20 protein-coding genes are annotated in these 19,933 nt (G+C 43.7%); 15 read left to right on the top strand and 5 right to left on the bottom strand.

Features of this window, described 5'->3' with window-relative positions; translation table 11 throughout:
- Position 1: 1 nt before the first annotated feature.
- Positions 2-223 carry a DAK2 domain-containing protein gene (locus tag LRR81_RS21380; protein WP_331716346.1) on the bottom strand — a complete coding sequence of 74 codons (222 nt, stop codon included), beginning with the start codon at positions 221-223 and terminating at the stop codon, positions 2-4.
- Complete coding sequence (gene dhaK, locus LRR81_RS15080) at positions 220-1,209, bottom strand: dihydroxyacetone kinase subunit DhaK (protein WP_231790210.1); 990 nt, start codon at positions 1,207-1,209, stop codon at positions 220-222. Before dhaK ends, LRR81_RS21380 begins: the two co-directional genes overlap by 4 nt.
- 158 nt (positions 1,210-1,367) lie before the next feature.
- On the opposite strand from dhaK, the gene LRR81_RS15085 reads away from it, so the two are divergent.
- The 8 genes from LRR81_RS15085 (at position 1,368) to LRR81_RS15120 (ending at position 9,516) form a co-directional block, all read left to right on the top strand.
- Positions 1,368-1,943, top strand: coding sequence for a DUF2087 domain-containing protein (locus LRR81_RS15085; protein ID WP_231790211.1), 576 nt, complete (start codon positions 1,368-1,370; stop codon positions 1,941-1,943).
- Between the two features lie 75 nt (positions 1,944-2,018).
- Positions 2,019-3,248 carry an MFS transporter gene (locus tag LRR81_RS15090; RefSeq protein ID WP_231790212.1) on the top strand — a complete coding sequence of 410 codons (1,230 nt, stop codon included), beginning with the start codon at positions 2,019-2,021 and terminating at the stop codon, positions 3,246-3,248.
- A gap of 48 nt (positions 3,249-3,296) precedes the next feature.
- On the top strand, positions 3,297-4,157 hold the full coding sequence (locus LRR81_RS21385) for a gamma-glutamylcyclotransferase (protein WP_231790213.1): 861 nt from the start codon (positions 3,297-3,299) through the stop codon (positions 4,155-4,157).
- A 79-nt stretch (positions 4,158-4,236) separates the two neighbouring features.
- A complete protein-coding gene (locus tag LRR81_RS15100; RefSeq protein ID WP_231790214.1) occupies positions 4,237-5,148 on the top strand; it encodes an ArsR/SmtB family transcription factor in 912 nt (303 codons plus the stop codon).
- A gap of 116 nt (positions 5,149-5,264) precedes the next feature.
- Positions 5,265-6,509: an ABC transporter substrate-binding protein gene (locus LRR81_RS15105; RefSeq protein WP_231790215.1), complete on the top strand. Its 1,245-nt coding sequence runs from the start codon at positions 5,265-5,267 to the stop codon at positions 6,507-6,509.
- A 24-nt stretch (positions 6,510-6,533) separates the two neighbouring features.
- Positions 6,534-7,436 carry a carbohydrate ABC transporter permease gene (locus LRR81_RS15110; RefSeq protein ID WP_231790216.1) on the top strand — a complete coding sequence of 301 codons (903 nt, stop codon included), beginning with the start codon at positions 6,534-6,536 and terminating at the stop codon, positions 7,434-7,436.
- Positions 7,436-8,257 (top strand): carbohydrate ABC transporter permease, encoded by an 822-nt coding sequence (locus LRR81_RS15115; RefSeq protein ID WP_231790236.1) that lies wholly within the window; start codon positions 7,436-7,438, stop codon positions 8,255-8,257. Before LRR81_RS15110 ends, LRR81_RS15115 begins: the two co-directional genes overlap by 1 nt.
- A gap of 11 nt (positions 8,258-8,268) precedes the next feature.
- Positions 8,269-9,516 (top strand): family 1 glycosylhydrolase, encoded by a 1,248-nt coding sequence (locus LRR81_RS15120; RefSeq protein ID WP_231790217.1) that lies wholly within the window; start codon positions 8,269-8,271, stop codon positions 9,514-9,516.
- A 47-nt stretch (positions 9,517-9,563) separates the two neighbouring features.
- Here LRR81_RS15120 and LRR81_RS15125 read toward each other — a convergent pair whose 3' ends face one another.
- The 3 genes from LRR81_RS15125 to LRR81_RS15135 are packed head-to-tail and all read right to left on the bottom strand — an operon-like array spanning position 9,564 to position 12,423.
- Positions 9,564-11,042 carry a sodium:solute symporter family protein gene (locus LRR81_RS15125; protein ID WP_231790218.1) on the bottom strand — a complete coding sequence of 493 codons (1,479 nt, stop codon included), beginning with the start codon at positions 11,040-11,042 and terminating at the stop codon, positions 9,564-9,566.
- The gene (locus LRR81_RS15130; protein WP_231790219.1) at positions 11,039-11,236 is read right to left on the bottom strand and encodes a DUF3311 domain-containing protein; all 198 of its coding nucleotides are present in this window, start codon (positions 11,234-11,236) and stop codon (positions 11,039-11,041) included. The genes LRR81_RS15125 and LRR81_RS15130 overlap by 4 nt, the downstream gene beginning before the upstream one ends.
- Positions 11,233-12,423, bottom strand: a complete 1,191-nt coding sequence (locus LRR81_RS15135) for an amidohydrolase (protein WP_231790220.1) — start codon at positions 12,421-12,423, stop codon at positions 11,233-11,235. Before LRR81_RS15135 ends, LRR81_RS15130 begins: the two co-directional genes overlap by 4 nt.
- A 295-nt stretch (positions 12,424-12,718) precedes the next feature.
- On the opposite strand from LRR81_RS15135, the gene LRR81_RS15140 reads away from it, so the two are divergent.
- The 7 genes from LRR81_RS15140 (at position 12,719) to LRR81_RS15170 (ending at position 19,921) form a co-directional block, all read left to right on the top strand.
- Positions 12,719-13,528, top strand: a complete 810-nt coding sequence (locus LRR81_RS15140) for an STAS domain-containing protein (protein ID WP_231790221.1) — start codon at positions 12,719-12,721, stop codon at positions 13,526-13,528.
- A gap of 169 nt (positions 13,529-13,697) precedes the next feature.
- Entirely contained in the window at positions 13,698-14,732 is a 1,035-nt protein-coding gene (locus LRR81_RS15145) for a LacI family DNA-binding transcriptional regulator (protein ID WP_231790222.1), read from the top strand.
- Positions 14,733-14,792: 60 nt separating this feature from the next.
- Positions 14,793-15,509: a ThuA domain-containing protein gene (locus LRR81_RS15150; protein ID WP_231790223.1), complete on the top strand. Its 717-nt coding sequence runs from the start codon at positions 14,793-14,795 to the stop codon at positions 15,507-15,509.
- Between the two features lie 49 nt (positions 15,510-15,558).
- The gene (locus LRR81_RS15155) at positions 15,559-16,602 is read left to right on the top strand and encodes a Gfo/Idh/MocA family protein (protein ID WP_231790224.1); all 1,044 of its coding nucleotides are present in this window, start codon (positions 15,559-15,561) and stop codon (positions 16,600-16,602) included.
- Entirely contained in the window at positions 16,599-17,633 is a 1,035-nt protein-coding gene (locus tag LRR81_RS15160; protein ID WP_231790225.1) for a Gfo/Idh/MocA family protein, read from the top strand. The genes LRR81_RS15155 and LRR81_RS15160 overlap by 4 nt, the downstream gene beginning before the upstream one ends.
- A 27-nt stretch (positions 17,634-17,660) precedes the next feature.
- Positions 17,661-18,629, top strand: coding sequence for a sugar phosphate isomerase/epimerase family protein (locus LRR81_RS15165; protein ID WP_231790226.1), 969 nt, complete (start codon positions 17,661-17,663; stop codon positions 18,627-18,629).
- Positions 18,630-18,895: 266 nt separating this feature from the next.
- A complete protein-coding gene (locus LRR81_RS15170; RefSeq protein WP_231790227.1) occupies positions 18,896-19,921 on the top strand; it encodes an AI-2E family transporter in 1,026 nt (341 codons plus the stop codon).
- The last annotated feature ends 12 nt before the right edge of the window (positions 19,922-19,933 follow it).

Genomic DNA, 19,933 nt, shown 5'->3' on the forward strand with positions numbered 1-19,933 from the left:
ATCAGGGCTTTGCCGGCAGCCTTGGAAAGAGCTCGCCGAGATCCTCCGTATTCTCCTGTGACTCCATTTCCTTTTTGACCGCTTGAAAACCTCGCGCCATATTGATGCCATGATCCCCGTCACCGATTTCTCTGTCCAGGTCAGTAAGTGCGTCTTTTTGGTTTTCTATTTCATCAGCTGCTGAAATGAGTGCCTGCTGCAATCCCGCTGCAGTCAATTTCATATTCCTTCCTCCATTTCGTGAAAACCAGCCGTGCTTGCCGGGGCTTTCAAATAGGTTAGAAGCTCTTCATCTACCGGCAGCAATGTAATGGAAAATCCGTGCATTTCCAAAGCTGTCATATAATTGCCTGCATAGCCTTTCTTTATTGTATAGCCTGCTTCCTTCAGATGCTCAGCTGCATACTTGTAAGCAATATACAGCTCTGAGAGCGGTGTGCCGCCCATTCCATTTACCATTAATGCCACTTCTTTTTGTGCTGTTTCAGGCAAAAGTTTTCCAAGCAGCTCTGCCGTAATGTCAGCAGCAGGTGCGACTGGCTTTCTTTCCAAACCTCTTTCGCCATGTATACCGATCCCGATCTCCATCTCCTGTTCCTTCAGTTCAAAGCCGGGCTTGCCGCTTTCAGGCATATAGCAGGGAGAAAGGGCCATTCCGATTGTCCTCACTCTGCTGATCACCTTTTCGGCTATCGCCTTTACTTCACTCAGGGGCTTTCCGGCAGCAGCTGCAGCTCCGGCAATTTTATGTACAAGAACGGTGCCGGCTACACCTCTTCTGTCCTCTGTTTTTTCAATCGAAACATCATCATTCACCACAGCCATTTCAACATGTATGCCTTCCATTTCGGCCAATTCTTTTGCCATATCAAAGTTGATGACGTCTCCAGAATAATTTTTCACAATCAGCAGCACACCCTCACCGGAGTCTGCCGCTTTGATTCCTTCCAAGATTAAATCAGGGACAGGCGATGTAAAAACCTCCCCAAACACAGCTGCATCAAGCATTCCATCTCCAACATATCCTGCATGGGCCGGCTCGTGGCCGCTGCCTCCTCCAGATACAAGTCCCGCTTTTCCTTTCACAGGGCCATCGCTTCTTGTGATTACATTGCCTTCAAGCTTTTTCAGCCGGTCAGGAAAAGCCAGGGCCAATCCTTCTACCATGTCGCTGACATACCGGCTGCTTTCCTGCATGAGTTTGATCATCACTATCGCTCCTCTGCTTATAGATGGAACCGTTTTCTCTACAAGTGTAACAAACAGGGGAGGGGAACGTACAATATTTGGCCATGCCTGTTGTAAAAAAAAGGGTTGCGATACCTATCTAATTAGATTAATATCTAATTAGAAGTGAGGGGAGTTACATGCAGTTAGACAGAATGGTGAATTTTCATAAAACACTTGGTGATCCAACCAGAATCAGAATACTTGCTCTTTTGAAAAACGGGCCGCTTCATGGACAGGCGATCGCTGGTAAACTCGGGTTAAAGCCGCCGACAATAACCCACCATATGGCAAAGCTCAGAGAACTCGGGCTTATTCAGGAGCGAAGGGAAAAAAACACCATCTATTTTACGCTGAACGCAAAAAAGCTGGAATTCAGCGCTACCGCCATATTAAGGATGATAGCAGAAGAAGCTGGGGAGGAAACAGAAGTGAAAGGGAAAGAATACAGCCAGGTTGTACAAAATTTTATAACGCCTGACGGAAAGCTGAAGCAGATCCCTGCACAGCGGAAGAAAAAAATAATGGTGATGACTCATATGGTCCAGGGGCTGAAACAGGGAGTTGTTTACGAAGAAAAAGAAATAAACGAATTTCTAAAGACTTTTCACGAAGATTTTGCCACACTTAGAAGAGAGCTCGTGATGAATCAGTTTATGTACCGGAAAAACAGCAAATATGAAATGAATCCGCCGGAAATGTGGGCAAAAGGCTAAAAGCTGCGGTTATCCGCAGCTTTTCTTAAAAATATCTAATTAGATAATCATCTAATTAATGGGGTGCTGAAAACGGTGTATGCATTATTAAAGGAAGAAAAAAGGTATCAAAAGCTTTTTCTTGCAGGAATTGTGAATGGAATAGGTGACAGATTCAGCCAGGTTGCCATGCTGGGGCTTATTTTAACTATGACAGGATCCGGTTTCGCAGCTGGATTGGCACTCGCTGTCAGGCTGATTCCTTTTTTGCTGTTTGGGCCTCTTGGCGGCTATCTTGCTGATAGATTATCTAAAAAGAAGATATTAGTTACAGCTGACCTGTCAAGAGTGATTTTTGCTGTTTCCTTTGCATTTGTTCATACAAAGGAAGACTTGTGGATAATATATACCAGTTCCTTTATGCTGGCGCTGGGCGAATGTTTTTACGCGCCTGCACGAAAGTCACTTATTTCCCTGTGTGTTAAAAAAGAAAATTTGGTTAGGGTTAACAGCCTTGAACAAGTTTCTTTAGGATTTGTCCTTATTATAGGGGCTTTTTTTGGAGGAGCTGTCAGCTATCTTTTGGGTGCTGAAATGAGTTTCTGGCTGAATGGCCTTTCCTTCTTTTTGGCAGCCGGCATCCTCGCCTTTTTTCCAAATGATGTATTCAGCAGTGTCCCAGGGGAGGCAGCTGAAAAAAAGGGAAATTGGAGAGCTGCAGGCAAAATTCTTTTCTTTTCAGGCGGTGCTGGTGCTGTATTTCTCGGTGAAGCTTTGCTTCCTATTTTTAATGGAATAGATAACGTCCTGATCAGTGTATATGCAGTGGAAGAATTCAAGCTTGGCGATCTTGGCGTCGGACTTTTTTATGGCTGCTTAGGGATTGGGCTTTGCATAAGCTTTGCGGTTTCAGGCAAAGTGAAAAAGCATTTTGTACCGGTTGGTTTTACGTCTCTAATTGCTGAAGGCTTGCTTCTGATCCTGCTTAGCTTTACGGCATCACCCGCAGCCGCTGCCATACTTTATGTTAGCCTTGCTTTCTTCTCAGGAGTAAGCAATGCCTGCTTTGACACAGTCATCATGAGATCCGTGCCAACTGAATGGCAGGGGAAAATATTCGGTGTGCTGCTTGCCCTTTCCAATAGTCTGATTGGAATTTCCATGCTTGCTGCCGGGGGACTGATTGAGGCATTCGGCAGCAGAACAATGGGATTTGCAGGAGGCATGGGGTTTGCAGCATTAGGCTTTCTGCTTCTGCTTTCGCACGTTTTAATCAGCAATTTTGCAGTCAAAAGAAAAACGAAATCTTTGGATAAGAGCCTTTAATAAGATAGGATAAGAAAATGTGCATCAGGAGAATAGGGAGTTGAAAATGTGGAAAATGACAGGCATACGATTTTTGTTTACGGTACATTGAGACGGCATATGGCAAACGCGGCATTCCGAAAGAATGCTTCTGCCGCTGCAGAACAATGCTTTACCAGAGGCGTGCTTTATGACACTGGCGAAGGCTATCCGGTCCTTGTTCAGAGCGGTGAAGAAAGAGCTTATGGCGAACTGATAGAGGTATCAAGCAGGGAGCTGGAAGCTATTGATGAGCTGGAAGGATGCAGTGCAAAAAGAGAACACAATGATTACAGCAGAAAAATCTTGCAGGTTGAAACAGATACGGGTGAAGTGGAAGCAATGGCTTATGTATACGATGCCGGCCAGACACAAGGAATGAAGCGGGTCAGGCACAATGACTGGAAATGCCATCTTTATTTGCAAAAAAAAGAACTGCTTTATTTTGCATATGGTTCTTGTATGGATGAAAAGAGATTTATCGAACATCAGGCCGATCACCATTTTAAAACTGTGATGGGCAGAGGCCTTGCAGAAGGGTATGACCTTGCTTTTACTAGGCGTGCGGCTGATGGCGGCAGGGCAGATATGATTGAAACAGGCGGTACTGTTGAGGGCAAAGTGTACAAAATTAAAAAAGAAGCACTGGAGTATTTGTTCGAACGGGAGGGCGTTTTAGGAAGTGTATACCGTCCTGCCTTCCTTGACATTGAAGTAAACGGAGAAAGAATCGAGGATGTGCTGACCTTTCTCGTTATTGATAAAGAAGAAGAGATTTCCCCTCCGCAGGGCTACTGGAATGAAATTATCTGTGGAGCAGAAGGATGCGTTAGCGAGGAATACCTCGAGAGGCTGATGAGTTTCCCTTTTCATAATGAGGAAAACAGCTAGCAGCTTTCATTGACAACATAAGGAAAGTAGTTTATAAGTCTTTATAACAACTTTCTTTGTAATGAAATGGAGGCAGGCCGTGAGAGTTTTGCAATTAACGCTCGAGGAAGCATTGGAAGTAAGCAAAGCAGTAGGAAACCGGCAAAGAATGAAAATGCTTGAGCTATTAACAGACGGGCCGATGAATGTGAATGAATTTGCCGGAAAACTCGGTATTCCATTTTCAACAGCTGCAGCCAATATTAAAAAATTGGAGGAAGCAGGGCTGATCTCTACAGAGGTTGTGCCTGGAAGAGGAAGCCAAAAAATAAGTTCCAAGCGCTATGACCGGATTATAATAGATTTAGAAAGCAAAACCAAAGAAACGGAAGAATTCATCACAATCGAAATGGCGATTGGCGAGTATGTGAATTGTGAAGCAGAACCAACATGCGGGCTTGTTAGTGAAAAAAACATCATTAATGTTTTGGATGATCCAAGGGCTTTTTTTGAACCTGAACGAAAAAACGCCCAGCTGATCTGGTTTCGCAGCGGTTTTTTAGAATATCATTTTCCGAACAGAATTCCTTATGGCTCTGAAGCGGAAGAGATTAGTCTTAGCGCTGAATTATGTTCTGAAGCGCCTTATCACAAGCAGGACTGGCCGTCAGATATCACTTGCTGGATCAACGGAGTTGAAATCGGCACCTGGACATCCCCTTCAGATTTTGGAGGAGAACGTGGCTTTTTAACGCCATCCTGGTGGGAAGACCATAACACTCAATACGGCATGCTTAAGCAATGGAAAGTGAATGAAGCAGGAAGCTTTATTGACAGTACCCCTATTTCAAGCGTCAGTGTAAAGAACTTAAAGTTAAATGAAAAACCGTATATTTCTGTTCAATTCGGTGTGAAAAAGGATGCTGCAAAAGTTGGCGGGATGAATATTTTCGGTTCTAAATTCGGCAACTATGAACAGGATCTGCTCCTGAAAATAAAGCATAAATGCTAAACCCGGACCTAGTGTACGGGTTTTTTTATTATATTAAAAGTTGAAATAATAAATAAATACGTGTAATAATGAAATTATCAAAATAGTGAAAACGCTTAAATTAGGAGGGAGATACATTGAAAAAAGCACCAGTATTTTTTCTCGTGCTCGTCCTGCTTGGAGGATTGCTTTCAGGGTGTTCACTGTCAGCAGGCAAAGCGGCTGCTAGTGATAAGAATTTCACCATCTGGGTGCCCTTTTCCGGTCCCGACGGTCCGAAGTTCGAGGAAATTGTCAAAGCTTTTAACAGCAGCAGCAGCGGCTATCATGCTGATTTGCAGATCATTCCATCCTCTGAATACTACAAAATGGTCAACTTGACGCTGAGTTCAAAAAATAATCTGCCTGATTTAATGATTCTTCACGCTGACCGCATTGTTGATTATGCCTCAAAGGACTTGCTTTTAAGCGCGGACAAACTGACGAAAAACAGCAAAATCAGTGACAGTGACTATCATCCGATGGCTCTTAAAGCTTCTACCGTAAATGGCGTTAGATACGGAATTCCTCTTGATATTCATCCGCTTATGTTTTATTGGAACAAAGACTCTTTTAAAAAAGCTGGCTTAGATCCGGACAGACCTCCTAAAAACCAGCAGGAATTTTTGGAATATGCAAAAAAATTAACAGATCCCAAAACAGGGCAGTACGGTTTTGCTGTTCCTACTGTGGGAACACAGCCGTTTTTATTCCAAACTCTGCTTTCCCAAAACGGCGGCACGCTGTTCAGCAATGGCAAGTTCCGCTATACATCGAAAGAAGCCGTTAAAACTCTTGCATTTGAAAAGGACTTAATTTATAAAGACAAAGTTTCTCCAAGCGGTCTGGCGATTGACGGCGATCTGAAGCTTTTTCTGCAAGGAAAAAACGCGATGCATTTTAATGGTCCATGGATGCTCAGCCAGTTTGAAGATTCCAAGCTGAATTTCGGTGTAGCGCCTGTTCCTCAAATAGGCAGCAAATCCTTGAAGGTTTGGGCAAATTCTCATAATTTTGTTGTTCCTAAGAGAAAAGAAGGGGAAAAAATCGCTGCGATTACAAGCTTCCTTGATTTTGCTGGGAAAAACGGGATGTCGTGGGCAGAATCTGGACAGGCTCCTGCCGCAAAAGCGGTTTATACAAGCAAGGAGTTTAACAAACTGAACCAGCAGCCAAAAGTAGCTCAGTCCTTCGATTTTGCGGAATACCCGCCGCAGGTTGAAAACTGGGGGCAAATTTCAGACTTTTTATTCCAGGAGGTGAATCTCGTTCTGCTTGATAAAAAAGAACCGCGTGAGGCATTAAAGGATGCGGAAAGAAAAGCAGAGCAGTACCAGCGATAATTCATCAGAAAGAGGTGAGAAGTTATGCAGGAAACGAAACGTTCGAAGTTCACATCCTTTTTGTTTGTCCTGCCGTACCTGGCAGTGTTCATTTTGTTTTTGCTCGTTCCGCTTCTATATGGTGTATACATCAGCTTTTTTGACTGGGATCTTCTTGGAGCCGAACACCCTTTTCTTGGATTTCGGAACTATGCCAAAATCTTTGATCCAAGCACGTACTTTCACTCCGTTTTTATTAATGGACTTGTGAATACCTTGCAGTTTGTTCTTTACTCTGTTCCATGTCTTGTAATTGGAGGACTGCTGCTTGCGCTTCTTGTCCAGCAGCTTCCGGATAAGCTGAAAGGGCTCTTCAGAACATTGTTTTTTATCTCTTACAGCATTTCAGTATCCGTTATTGCTGTGCTATGGCTGTGGCTTCTTGATACCAACTCAGGGTTTGTTAATTTTTTATTTTCAAAAATCGGGCTTGATCCGGTTGGTTGGCTGACAGAGCTTCCGTATGCCTGGGTATCAATTGTGGCTGCGACCGTTTGGTGGACGGTTGGATTTAATATGATTATTTTTATCAATGCACTGAATGAAGTGCCTGAAGAGCTTTATGAAGCAGGCTCGGTGGATGGAGCAAGCGGGTGGCAGAAATTCACAAGCATTACCCTTCCTTCTATCCGTCCTGTCATGCTGTTCGTGCTGATTACTTCGACAATTGCTTCATTTAATATTTATGGACAGCCGTACTTGATGACAAGAGGCGGACCAGGAACCTCGACGAAGGTGCTGCTTATGGAAATTGTCGATCAGGCGTTTGTCCAAAGAAAGCTCGGTATGGCCTCTGCCATGGCGATTCTGATGTCGCTGATTATGATTGTCATTTCTATTATTCAATTCAGGCTGACAAGGGATAAAGAAGGGGCTGATGCATCTTGATGAAGAAAAAATGGCCGTTCGTACTGATTGCCGCAGTTCTTGGCATCCTCTTCATTTTTCCGATGGTTTGGATGGTCTCCACATCCTTTAAAGGAGATACGGAAGCACTGACAAGCATGAATTTATTCCCAAAGGATTTTTCTTTTGAAAATTATGTATACAGCCTGTTCGGAAAAGGCTTGAACGTTCCAATTTTAAGGTGGCTGTTTAATTCCATTTTTGCCGGTGCTGCAGGATCATTGATTGTCGTTTTCATCGATGCGATGGCTGCTTATGCATTGGCGCGTCTGAACTTTCCATTTAAAAAGTTTTTGCTTGCCATGTTTATCAGCACTCTGATGATCCCGTGGGTCATCACGTTTATCCCGCTCTACCTTCAATTTGGAAACATGGGACTGCTGAATACTTATGCTGCTTTAATTTTTCCGTACACTTCGAACGCCTTTGGTGTGTTTTTGCTGTATCAGTTTTTTCGCGGCTTTCCGAAAGCGCTTGAAGAAGCAGCTGTACTTGATGGGGCCAACAAATGGCAGGTATTTATTAAAATTGTTGTTCCTTCTGCAAAACCGATTATGTGGACGCTTGGCATTTTCACCTTCATGACAATATATAACGATTTCTTATGGCCGCTTGTAGCCATGAACTCTCTTGAGCTTCGGACAATTACAACAGGCATTGCCATTATGCAGCAGGGAAGCTTTGTTTCTTCTTATGGAAAGCTTATGGCGCTGACCACCCTTGCCACTTTGCCGATGGCCGCAGTTTTCCTTATCGGACAGAGGCAGTTTATTAAAGGCATTACTCAATCCGGCATTAAGTAAGGAGGATGAAAATGAGCCGTCAGCGAGATGAAGCTCTAAAGCATAAATTAAACTTGGAAAAATTTCATTTTGCCGTAGGCATTGAAGATACTTTTGTCACACAGACAGAAAAAGGGGAGCGCCCTCTTGATGAATATGAATTAACAGGGCATTACGAGCAGTGGGAGGAGGACTTGAATCTCGCAAAATCCACTGGCGCTTCTATGATCAGGTATGGCATACCATGGCATAGAATAGAAGAAACAGAGGGAGAATTTCAGTGGGGCTGGACCGATCAGGTTATGAATTATTTCGAGAGAAATCCAGACTTTGAGCCGATTATTGATTTTATTCATTACGGAACGCCAAAATGGATGAAAAAAGAGTTCCTGCATCCTGAATTTCCAGAGTATGCTGCCCGTTTTGCGAGGGAGTTTTTCAAAAGATACAAGCATGTGAGCTTTTTTACCCCTTTAAATGAACCTTATGTGAATGCAGAATACTGCGGTTGGATTGGCAAATGGCCTCCTTACCGGACAGGTCTCAAAGGATTCAGCGAGTTGATGGTGCAGCTTGGAAAGGGAATCATCAGAATAGAAGAAGAAGTAAAAGATGTAAGACCTGAAAGCATTGCTGTTCATGTGGATGCGACAAAGCGTTACATACCTGAAAATTCATCACTTGAAGAAGATGTTCTCCTCAATACAGAGATATCCATGTTTTCTTGGGAAATGATTCAGGGCAGGCTTGGGGGAAACCCTGTTCTCCTCCCGTTGATTCAGGCACATGGAGTATCAGATGAGCAGATAAAGTGGTTTGAACAGCGGAAAATAACGCCTGATATAATCGGCATAAACTATTACCCGCAGTTCAGCGTTCACGATGTTAAAAAGGGGATGGACGGTCAATCGGAGCTGCCGCATCGAATGGGGGATGCATCAGATCTTATCGCCATTGCCGATCGTTTTTTCAGCCGTTACACCAGGCCTGTTTTTATAACTGAAACAAGCTTCAGAGGTTCAGAGAATGAAAGAATCCAATGGCTGAAATCTTGTGCTGCAGCGGTCAAAGCGGCAAGGCAGCAGGGGAAAAAGCTGATTGGCTGCACATGGTTTCCCTTTTATGATCTAGTGGACTGGGAATACAGAACTTCAGGCAAAACAGCGGAGGAAGAGCTGCTTCCGTTTGGCCTCTACACACTAAACCAGCAAAATGGAAAGATGCAGAGAGTCAGGAATGAAGTTTGTGCAGAGTTTGAGAGAACGATGAAAGATTTTTAAAAAAACCGGCCCTCTGCTAATCAGAGCGGCCGGTTTTTTAAAGATTGCTATAGAGCCTTCTTTTCTTTAAATTCCGTTCCAGCCGACTGGTTTTTTGTAAGGGCTGAAACGCCAAATAGGACAATTAGGTTGATGATTAAAGCAACAATCCCAATATTCAGATCTTTTACGGCCTGCGGGAGAGCAGGGAACAGCTGTCCGAGAGAGGAACCGGCAATTGTCGTTATAGCCACAACAGCGACGCCAGCTAGAATTCCAGCAAATGCCCCTTGCTTGGTCACAATCGGTGTTTTCCCAAGGCTTAGAAGCAAGGCAGGGAACAGCTGTGTTACAAGACTGTAGCCCATCAAAAGCAGCGCCGCAATTGTATTTCCTCCATTAAAGGTAAAAAAGACAGCAATCAGCGCAATGACCGGTACAAGGTATTTAGCAGTTGAAGCCACTTGCTTTTCACTTGCAGAAGGAACAATCACTTTAAAGACATTTTTAGCAAATAGTGTTGCTGACGCCATTAGCATCATCGAACCTGGCACAAGTGCCGTCAATAGCCCGGCAGCCCCGATCAATCCAATCATCCAGGGGTCAAAGGTTTGAATCGAAAGCCTGAATAAAGAAAGATCCGCATCTGTCCCCTGCAGGCCAGGTACTTTTACGATGGCTGCAAAGCCTATGAAAAGGACGAGCACTAGTACAATGGAATAAAGCGGCATAAATACGGCATTCTTTCGAAACACCTTTGGATTGTTTGCTGTGTAAACAGAGGCAAAGGTGTGCGGCCACATATAGTAGCCAAAAACCGTCAAAATCACAGTAGAGATAAACCAGCTTGTGCTCATCCCGGACTTAGGAAGAATTAAAAAATCAGGCTTTGCCTGCTGAACAGCTTCAAACATAGGCTGTATCCCGCCAAAATGATGGATGGGAAGATAGATGCCAAGGAAAACCACTACACCCAATATCAAAATATCCTTAAGAACTGCTGTCCAGGCTGAGCCGTGAATGCCTGAAATCATGACATAAAGAGTAATGGCGATCAGTCCTGTCCATACTGCAGCAGCGGGAGGAATCGCGCCATAAGATGCCTCTGAAACAATAATACCAAGCCCTTTCAGCTGCAGCACAAGGTAAGGAATCAGCGCTGTAACGCCAACAAAAGATACTAAAATGCCGAGTGCAGGACTATCGTATTTTTTAACGAAAAAATCGGGCTGTGATAACAGCTTGTGCTTTTTTGCATATTTCCACACTGGGGGAAGAAGCCAGTATGACAGCACGTAGGCAAGCGTCCCGTAAACCAGGATATAAAGAGCTGGACCTCCTTTTCCGTATGCCCAGCCGCTTCCTCCAAGAAACGTAAAGGTGGTATAAATTTCTCCTGCCATCAACAGAAAAACGAAGATCGTTCCAAAACCTCTTCCGCCAACAGACCATTGTTCCAAGTCCATGTCTTTTCCGCGTTTGGCTTTTATCCCCAAAAATAAGGACACCACGAGGAAAAAGAGGAGGATCATAAGTGAGATAATCATTCTGATTCCTCCTTGTTCACTGGATCAAAAAAGTAAATAGTCCCCATAATGAGCGATGTCAGCACAACCCAAAGAATAATCCAAAAAATCAGGAAGGGCATCCCAAGCACATATGGTTCAACCCGATTAGCAAAGGACAAGCCGCCCAATAAACCAATGAAAGGAAGCAGTGCAAGCATATACAGGCTTTTCATCCAGCCTCACTGCTGCCGAGCATTTTTATGGCAGCCCTGACAAACATGCTGACTCCATAATCAAGGGCATCTTCATCAACCGTAAATTTCGCATGATGGTGGGGGTACGTAATGTTTTTTTCTTTATTTCCAGCGCCTGTGAAAAAGAAGCACCCGTCTGCTTTTTGAAGAAAAGCTGAAAAATCTTCTCCTACCATGCTTGGTTTCATTAAGGCTACGCCTTCATTTCCATACAGCTCTTCAGCTGTTTCATGAAGAAACCGGGTGACGCTTTCTTCATTTATGACAGGACGGTATCCATATTCATAATCAAATTCGTATTCAGCACCGTGAGCGGACGTAATGCCCTTGATAATGCTTTCCATTTTACCTGGTATGCTTTCTCTCAGTTCCTGGTTAAAGCTTCTGACCGTTCCGACCATTTTTACTTCATCTGGAAGCACATTGTGAGCTGTTCCGCCCGCGATTTGAGAAACAGAAAGGACCAGTTTTTCTTCTGTGTCTGTTGTTCTGGAAACGATGTGCTGCAGGTTTGAGATGACCTGTGCCGCGATTACGACACTGTCTATGCAATCGTATGGAAGGCCTGCATGGCCGCCTCTTCCTTTTACGGTAATTGTAAAGGTATCTGGTGAAGCCATCATTGGTCCATAGATAATTCCGATTTTTCCGGTTTGAAGCGGTGACCAGAGATGAGTGCCGATTACAGCATCAACTCCTTCCATAACACCTGCTTCCACCATTTCCTCAGCACCGCCGGGTGTCAGCTCTTCAGCATGCTGAAAAAGGAAACGGATTTCCCCGGAAAGCTCATCTTTTCTTTCCCAGAGCGCCTTGCACGCACCAAGAAGCATGGCAGCATGTCCATCATGACCGCAAGCATGCATAACGCCTGGCGTTTTGGAGGCAAAAGGGAAATCATTTTCTTCCTGTATGGGGAGGGCATCAATATCTGCCCGAATGGCAAGCACTTTTCCCGGCTTCTGACCGAAAAGTTTTGCCATTACACTCGTTTTTGTCGGACGTGAAACCTTAAGATTGCCAAAAGACAGCAATGTATCGTATATAAATTGGGAGGTTTTTTCCTCCTGAAAAGAAAGCTCCGGGTTTTCGTGGAAATGCCTTCTCCATTTGACGACCTGCTCTTTCTGAGCTTCTCTAGAATGTTCAGCAGAAATCATACTCATTTTTTTTGCTCCCATCTCTTAGGTTTAATGGCAATTATATAAAAATTTTGACTATTTGCAAAGCGGCGGGAATGCCGTCATGCTTCTCCAAATCTTTTCTGCAACGGAAAAAGAAGGCACTTTGTCATTTTTTTAATGGGATAAAAAGGATTTTATGGATATTTAAAGAATTTATCTATACCTAATTGCGTCCATCAATACTAGTAAAAACAGGAATTTTCCCATGCTATGTTGGCTGCTTAAGCGGAAAGCGTTAAACTATTAAGAGGTATTTTTTGCATTGGAGGGGATTTAGATGAAAACATCAGAGATAAATTTTGACCAGTTTAAAAAGGTTATTATAGATGAAATGCATCTTTTGGAAACTGAAGGCGGGAAAACCCGCTATTCAGGAGATCTTGCGCCGTGGCGGAATAACCTGATTGCGATCTATGCGGAAACGGTGCTCCTGGAAGATCAGGAAAGCCAGAAAAAAATCAGGGAATGGGGCGAAGAGTTCGCAGGAAGCTTAGTAGAAATGGAGCTTCCGCTTGACGCAGCCATCCATGAAGTGCGGTATGCAAGGAAAAAAATCGGCGAGCTGATTAAGGAAGAATCCAAAAAACAGAATCTTTCCCTTGATGATTTCTATCAGATCATTTCTTCCTTTGACAGAACTGTGGACCAGGCGATTCAGCTTGTATCCATCAGCTACATGAAAGCATACAAGCTGCAAATGCAGTCTGCACAGGATGCAGTGGACGAGCTTGCCATCCCGGTCGTTAAAATAGAAGAAGGAACAGGAATCCTCCCGATCGTCGGTGACGTGGATACAAGAAGGGCACAGCTGTTAATGTCAACAGCGCTGAATAAAAGCACGGAGCTGCAGCTTGAATATCTGATCATCGATCTTTCAGGTGTGCCTGTTATTGACACAATGGTTGCACACCAAATTTTTGAGGTTCTTGAAGCACTAAGGATTACAGGTGTAGCCACTAAAATCAGCGGCGTACGCCCTGAACTTGCCATCACGATGACGCAGCTCGGCCTGAATTTTAAACAGGTTGATTCTTTCTCAAGTCTGCATCAAGCGATCAAAAGCATTAAAAAAGAAGAACAGCTGTAAACAGGAAAGCCCAGAGCTGATGCGCTGGGCTTTTTTGGAAGGAATGAAACATTCTTACAGGGCGTATTCTTCCGATAAATTTTTCAGATGATTTTAAAATATTCTGTTGTTTTTCTTTTCAGAATGAAATAGAATTTAAGTGAAGTTAACCGGTTAACCAGGAGGGGTTATGAAGAGAAAAATAACCATCAGGGATGTGGCCAAACATGCAGGCGTTTCACCTGCTTCTGTATCTTATGTTGTGAATGGCATACCAAAGGTATCCGAAAAAACAAAGAGTAAAATTATGATGGCAATCGAAGAGTTGAATTACCGGCCTGACTTCACAGCAGTGAGCTTATCTAAAAAACAATCAAAATTAATCGGGATTATGAAAATATGGAATGAAGATGCCCTTTTGCCTGTCCTGCAGAGCAATCCTTACTACAATGAATTTATCAGCGGAATCGAGTCTGTGACCCGCAAATATGGCTATGACATATTGCTGACAGGAATTGATAGCGCAGAGGAAAGCGAAGCATGGGTGCACAAAAGAAATCTGGACGGTCTTGTCTTAATGGGTTCATTTCCGGCTGTAGTTCAAAATCTCGCTGTAACAGCTGACATTCCGATCGTGCTTGTCGATTATTATGAGAAAAACAGCAGCAGCTTTCACACCATTAATATCGCAGATGAAGAAGGCGGCTATGCTGCCACAAAACATTTGCTTGAGCTTGGCCACCGTGATGTTGCGGTAGCTTTGACCAATATTCAGAAAAGCCCTGTAGACTATCAGCGGTTTCTTGGCTATAAAAGGGCTTTGGCAGAATACCATATTCCTTTCAGGGAAGAATTGGTGTTTAACAGCAACAGTCATTTGTTTCAGGCGAGCATTGAAACTGGCAATGACATTTTAAATTCAGGAGAAAAAATTACGGCTGTGTTTTCCACTTCTGATACCTTAAGCTTGGGAATTATGAGAACGCTCACATCAAGAGGTCTTGTCATTCCAAAAGATCTGTCGATTGTAGGCTTTGATGACTTGAGCGTCAGTCAGTATCTCACCCCGAGTTTGAGCACGGTCAGACAGGATATTTTCAAAAAAGGGCAGATAACAGCTAAAATGATATTTAGGGCAATGGAAAGTGAGCAAGTTCAGCCGCTGAAGGAAATTTTGCCGGTTGAGCTGGTTGTCAGGGAATCTTCTTCAGCTTATGCAATTTGATAATCAAGCTGATAGATTAATACATAGATAGACAAATTGAAAAAGGGATGGTGCAGAAAAATGAAGGTTACTGTATGGAATGAAAACAGGCATGAACAAACAAGCGAAGAGGTGCGCGCAGTCTATCCTGATGGAATTCACAACGCCATAGCTTCTTTCCTGAAGGATGGCCATGATGTAAGAACAGCTACCCTTGATGAAGCTGAGCACGGGTTGACTGATGAGGTGCTGGAAAATACGGACGTTCTGATCTGGTGGGGGCATGTGGCACATGAAGAAGTGGCAGATGAAACAGTAGAAAAAGTGAAGAACAGAGTGCTGGATGGAATGGGACTGATTGTTTTGCATTCAGGTCACTTTTCTAAGATTTTCAAAACACTGATGGGAACAGGCTGTGACTTGAAATGGCGGGAAGCTGATGAAAAGGAACGTCTATGGGTTGTCAATCCAAGCCATCCGATCACGAACGGAATCGGCGAGTACATTGAGCTTGAAAAAGAGGAAATGTATGGGGAGCATTTTGACATTCCAACACCTGATGAGCTTGTTTTCGTCAGCTGGTTTGAAGGCGGAGAAGTGTTCAGAAGCGGCTGCACATTCAAAAGAGGCAACGGGAAGATCTTTTATTTCCGACCTGGCCATGAGACTTATCCGACCTATTACAACAGCGGAGTTCAGCAGGTCATCAAAAATGCAGTTAACTGGGCAGCGCCAGCTGACAGAGCGCGTCCTGTATACGGAAAAGCACAGCCGCTGGAAACGATTAAACCTAAATAACCTGCTGATTTTCCAAGAATGAAATAATTCGACAAATGGGGGAAACGTGATGAACAAAGTTAAAGTTGCTGTAATCGGATGCGGAAGCATTGCCCAGCATCGCCATATTCCTGAATACTTAATGAACAGCCAGGCTGAATTGGTCGCAGTATGCGATATTAACGAGCAGCGTGCAAATGAAATCGCCAGAAAATATGAAGTGAAAGCATTCAAAGATTATCAGGATCTGCTTGAAAGCGGGATCGTTGATGCAGTAAGCGTTTGTACACCTAACTACCTTCATGCCGAAATTTCGATCGCAGCGCTTAATGCAGGGCTTCATGTGCTTTGTGAGAAACCAATGGCAACAAGCCGCGAGGAAGCGGAAAAAATGATTGAAGCTGCTGAAAACGCCGGCAAATTTTTAATGATCGGCCATAATCAGCGCTTCGTGCCTTCACATCAAAAAGCAAGACAGCTGATTAAAAACGGCGAAATCGGGAAAGTTTACAGCTTCCGCACAGCATTCGGGCACCCTGGTCCTGAAAGATGGAGCGTGGATGGGAAAGACAGCTGGTTCTTCCAGAAAGACAAAGCTTTTATTGGCGCCATGGGAGACTTAGGTGTTCATAAAACAGATCTTCTGCGCTATATCCTTGATCAGGAATTCAGCGAAGTCGGCGCATTTGTGGAAACAAACGCAAAGGATTTTGCAAATGTGGATGATAATGCAGTTTGCGTTCTGAAAACAGACAGCGGCATTATCGGCACTTTGGCTGCCAGCTGGGCTTATACTGGAAAAGAGGACAATTCTACTGTCATTTATGGAGAAAAGGGAATTCTGCGTCTTGAAGACGATCCGGAATATTCACTTGTTGCTCAATATGCGAACGGTGAAGTTGTGAAGTACTCCCTTGGAAAAATCCAATCCAATGATGAAGGCGGACAGGAAAATTCCCATGTGGTGGAACACTTCACAGAGGCTATTTTAAAAGGGGAAAAACCGCTTGTCACTGGAGAAGAAGGAATGAAATCTCTTGAAGTCATTCTTGCTGCTTTAGAATCCAGCCATCTCAAGAAATTTGTGGCCGTTCAAAAGGGTGTTCAAGTATGAAAAAACTGAGAATTGGGGTAATCGGCGTTGGCGGCATCGCCACCGGCAGACATATTCCCGCTTTTCAGCAATTTACTGATCAGGCTGAGATCACAGCAGTCAGTGATGTTAACGTGCATCGTGCAGAAGATGTAGCAAAGCAATTTCAAATCCCGCTTTTTTTCAGCGATTACAAAGAGATGTTTGAAGAAATTGATGCGGTAATCATATGCACGCCGAATAAGTTCCATGCCGAAATTACAGTAGATGCGCTTGAAGCGGCTGTGCATGTATTATGCGAAAAGCCGATGGCTCTTACAGCTTCTGAGTGTGAGCGCATGGCTGCGGCTCAAAAGGATAGCGGCAAAAAGCTGGCTATAGGCTATCATTATCGCTTTATGAAAGAATCACAGGCAGCAAAGAAAGTGATGCTGACAGATGAAATCGGGACCCCGCTTGTGATACGTGCAAAAGGGCTGAGAAGAAGGAAAGTTCCAGGTTGGGGCGTTTTTACAAATAAAGAGCTCCAGGGCGGAGGCAGTCTGATTGATTATGGCTGCCATCTGATCGACCTCGCTCTTTGGCTGATCGGCAATCCAAAGCATACGGAAGTATCAGGCAGCAGCTATAACGCACTGAGCAAAATTCCCAATCAGGTGAATTTGTGGGGTGATTATGATCATCAGAAATTCAATGTAGATGATCATGTCACAGCATACATGAAATTTGAAAATGGAGCGTCCCTGCTGTTTGAAACCTCCTGGGCCACCAATATTCGCGATGATGAAGAGCATTTAAGCATATCAGGTGTGAATGGAGGCATCAACGTCTTTCCATTTGAACTTTACACAACCAGATATAATATGCTTTTCAATTCCGCACCAATCTGGATCCCTGGTGAAGAAGATCCGGGAATTCTTCAGGCAAAGAATTTTATCAATGCCTGTCTAGGAGAAGAAGAACTGATCGTGAAGCCTGAAGAAGCCATGCAGGTGTCTCAGATCATAGATGCCATCTATAAAAGCAGCGACAAGGTCACAGTAGTCGAATAATTTAAGCTGAACAAAGGGGATGAAAAGATGAAACTTGGTGTATTTACTGTTTTATTTGCAGACAAAAGCTTTGAAGAAATGCTCGATACTGTAAAAGCAGAAGGCCTCCAGGCTGTTGAAATAGGAACAGGCGGCTATCCAGGGCCAGCTCACTGCCCTCTTGATGATTTGCTTGAAAATGAAGAGGCCCGCAATAACTATCTTCAAAAAGTAAAAGACCGCGGCCTTACGATCAGCGCATTCAGCTGCCATGGCAATCCGATTTCTCCTGATGAAGCTTTTGCAAAAGAATCGGATGATACGCTGATGAAAACAATCAAGCTTGCCTCCCTTCTTGAAGTTCCGGTCGTTAACTGCTTTTCCGGAACAGCAGGTGACCATGAAGGCGCCAAATATCCAAACTGGCCAGTAGCCCCTTGGCCGAATGAATACGGTGATGTTTTGAAATGGCAGTGGGAAGAAAAGCTGATTCCTTATTGGAAGAAAGCCGGAAAATATGCAGAGGAGCACGGTGTTAAAATCGGCCTTGAGCTGCATGGCGGCTTTTTGGTTCATACCCCTTACACCCTCTTGAAACTCCGCGAGGAAACGTGTGAGGCGATTGGCGCCAATCTCGATCCAAGCCATCTTTGGTGGCAGGGAATCGATCCTGTCGGGGCGATTAAAATTCTGGGAAAAGCAAATGCCATCCATCATTTTCATGCAAAGGATACATTCATTGACCAGGACAATGTCAACATGTACGGTCTGACAGATATGCAGCCATATGGGGAAATACAAACACGAGCATGGAATTTCCGCTCAGTCGGCTGCGGACACAGCAGCAAAGAGTGGTCAGATATGATCAGCGCCCTCCGCATCTACGGCTACGATTATGTGGTCAGCATAGAACACGAGGATCCAATCATGTCTATTGAAGAAGGTTTCCGCCGGGCTGTCTCCAATTTAAAATCCGTTTTAATTGAGGAATCAGCAGGAGAAATGTGGTGGGTTTAATTAAAGAAGGAAGGTGCTCCTGAAAAGGGGCGCCTTTTTATTTTGTAAAATATTTTTGAAACCGCTGAAGGAGGCGGTGCGTATTACATAAGACGGAAACCTTTGCATGCAGGATGATAAAAAGCCGCTATTTTATTATTTGAAATTCGGATATGTGCTTGAAAAAAAGCATACAAATAGTGGATAATGAAAGATAATGCTTGCACAGGTTATATTAAAAATTCGTTTAGTTTATTGAAACAGGCGCGAAAGGTTAAAGGTAGTCAATGGATGCATTAATAAGAATATTTCAAAAACCGGGATTTAAACGATTTATCATTTTTTTATTGCTTGCTTTATTGCTTTACAGTTTCAGAAGCATGATCAATATTATTCTGCTAACCTTTATTTTCAGCTTTCTAATGGATCGCCTGCAGACAGCTGTATCAAAAAAATTTCCGATTAACCGGAAGGTGCTTGTCCTGCTGCTGTATGCACTTGTCATCGGATTGCTTGCTGTAGCAGTCACAGCCTATTTTCCATTGATCTCAAAGGAAATTACGCAGCTCATAAAACAGCTGACTGATTTTTATCAAAAGCCTCAAAATAACCCGATCATCACCTATTTGGCCAATACATTGGAGAAAAACCAGATTGCCAAGTATGCAGGGCAGGGGGTTGATTTCCTTGTCAAATCATTCCAGGACATTGGAAAAGTCGGCCTGCATGTATTCCTCTCGTTAATTTTAAGCCTGTTTTTCCTTTTGGATAAACCGAGATTAATAGAGTTCACCCGCAAATTTGAAACTAGCAAGATTGCTCCTTTTTATGTAGAAATCGAGTACTTTTCAAGGAAATTCGTCAGAACATTTGGCAAAGTGCTGGAGGCACAGTTTATCATTGCCGTTGTGAACTGCTTTGTAACCACAATCGCCCTCTGGATTATGGGCTTTCCGCAGCTTTTCGGCATTTCCATGATGGTGCTGTTTCTTGGGTTAATTCCTGTAGCCGGCGTACTGATCTCTCTCGTCCCGCTCTGCATTATTGCATATGCCATCTTTGGCGCACTTGGAATAGTTTATATGATCGTGCTGATCATGGTTATTCATGCCATAGAAGCCTATATTCTGAATCCAAAATTAATGTCTGCCAAAACAGACTTGCCTGTTTTTTATACGTTTATTGTATTGATCGTTTCAGAGCACTTTTTCGGAGTGTGGGGATTGATCATCGGCATCCCGGTTTTCGTCTTTTTACTCGATGTTCTGGGAGTTGTCAGCAACCCTGAGGAAAACAAAAAGCCTGCTGTTTAAGCAGGCTTTTTG

This window comes from Metabacillus kandeliae, assembly GCF_021166585.1.
Lineage (GTDB): Bacteria > Bacillota > Bacilli > Bacillales > Bacillaceae > Metabacillus_B > Metabacillus_B kandeliae.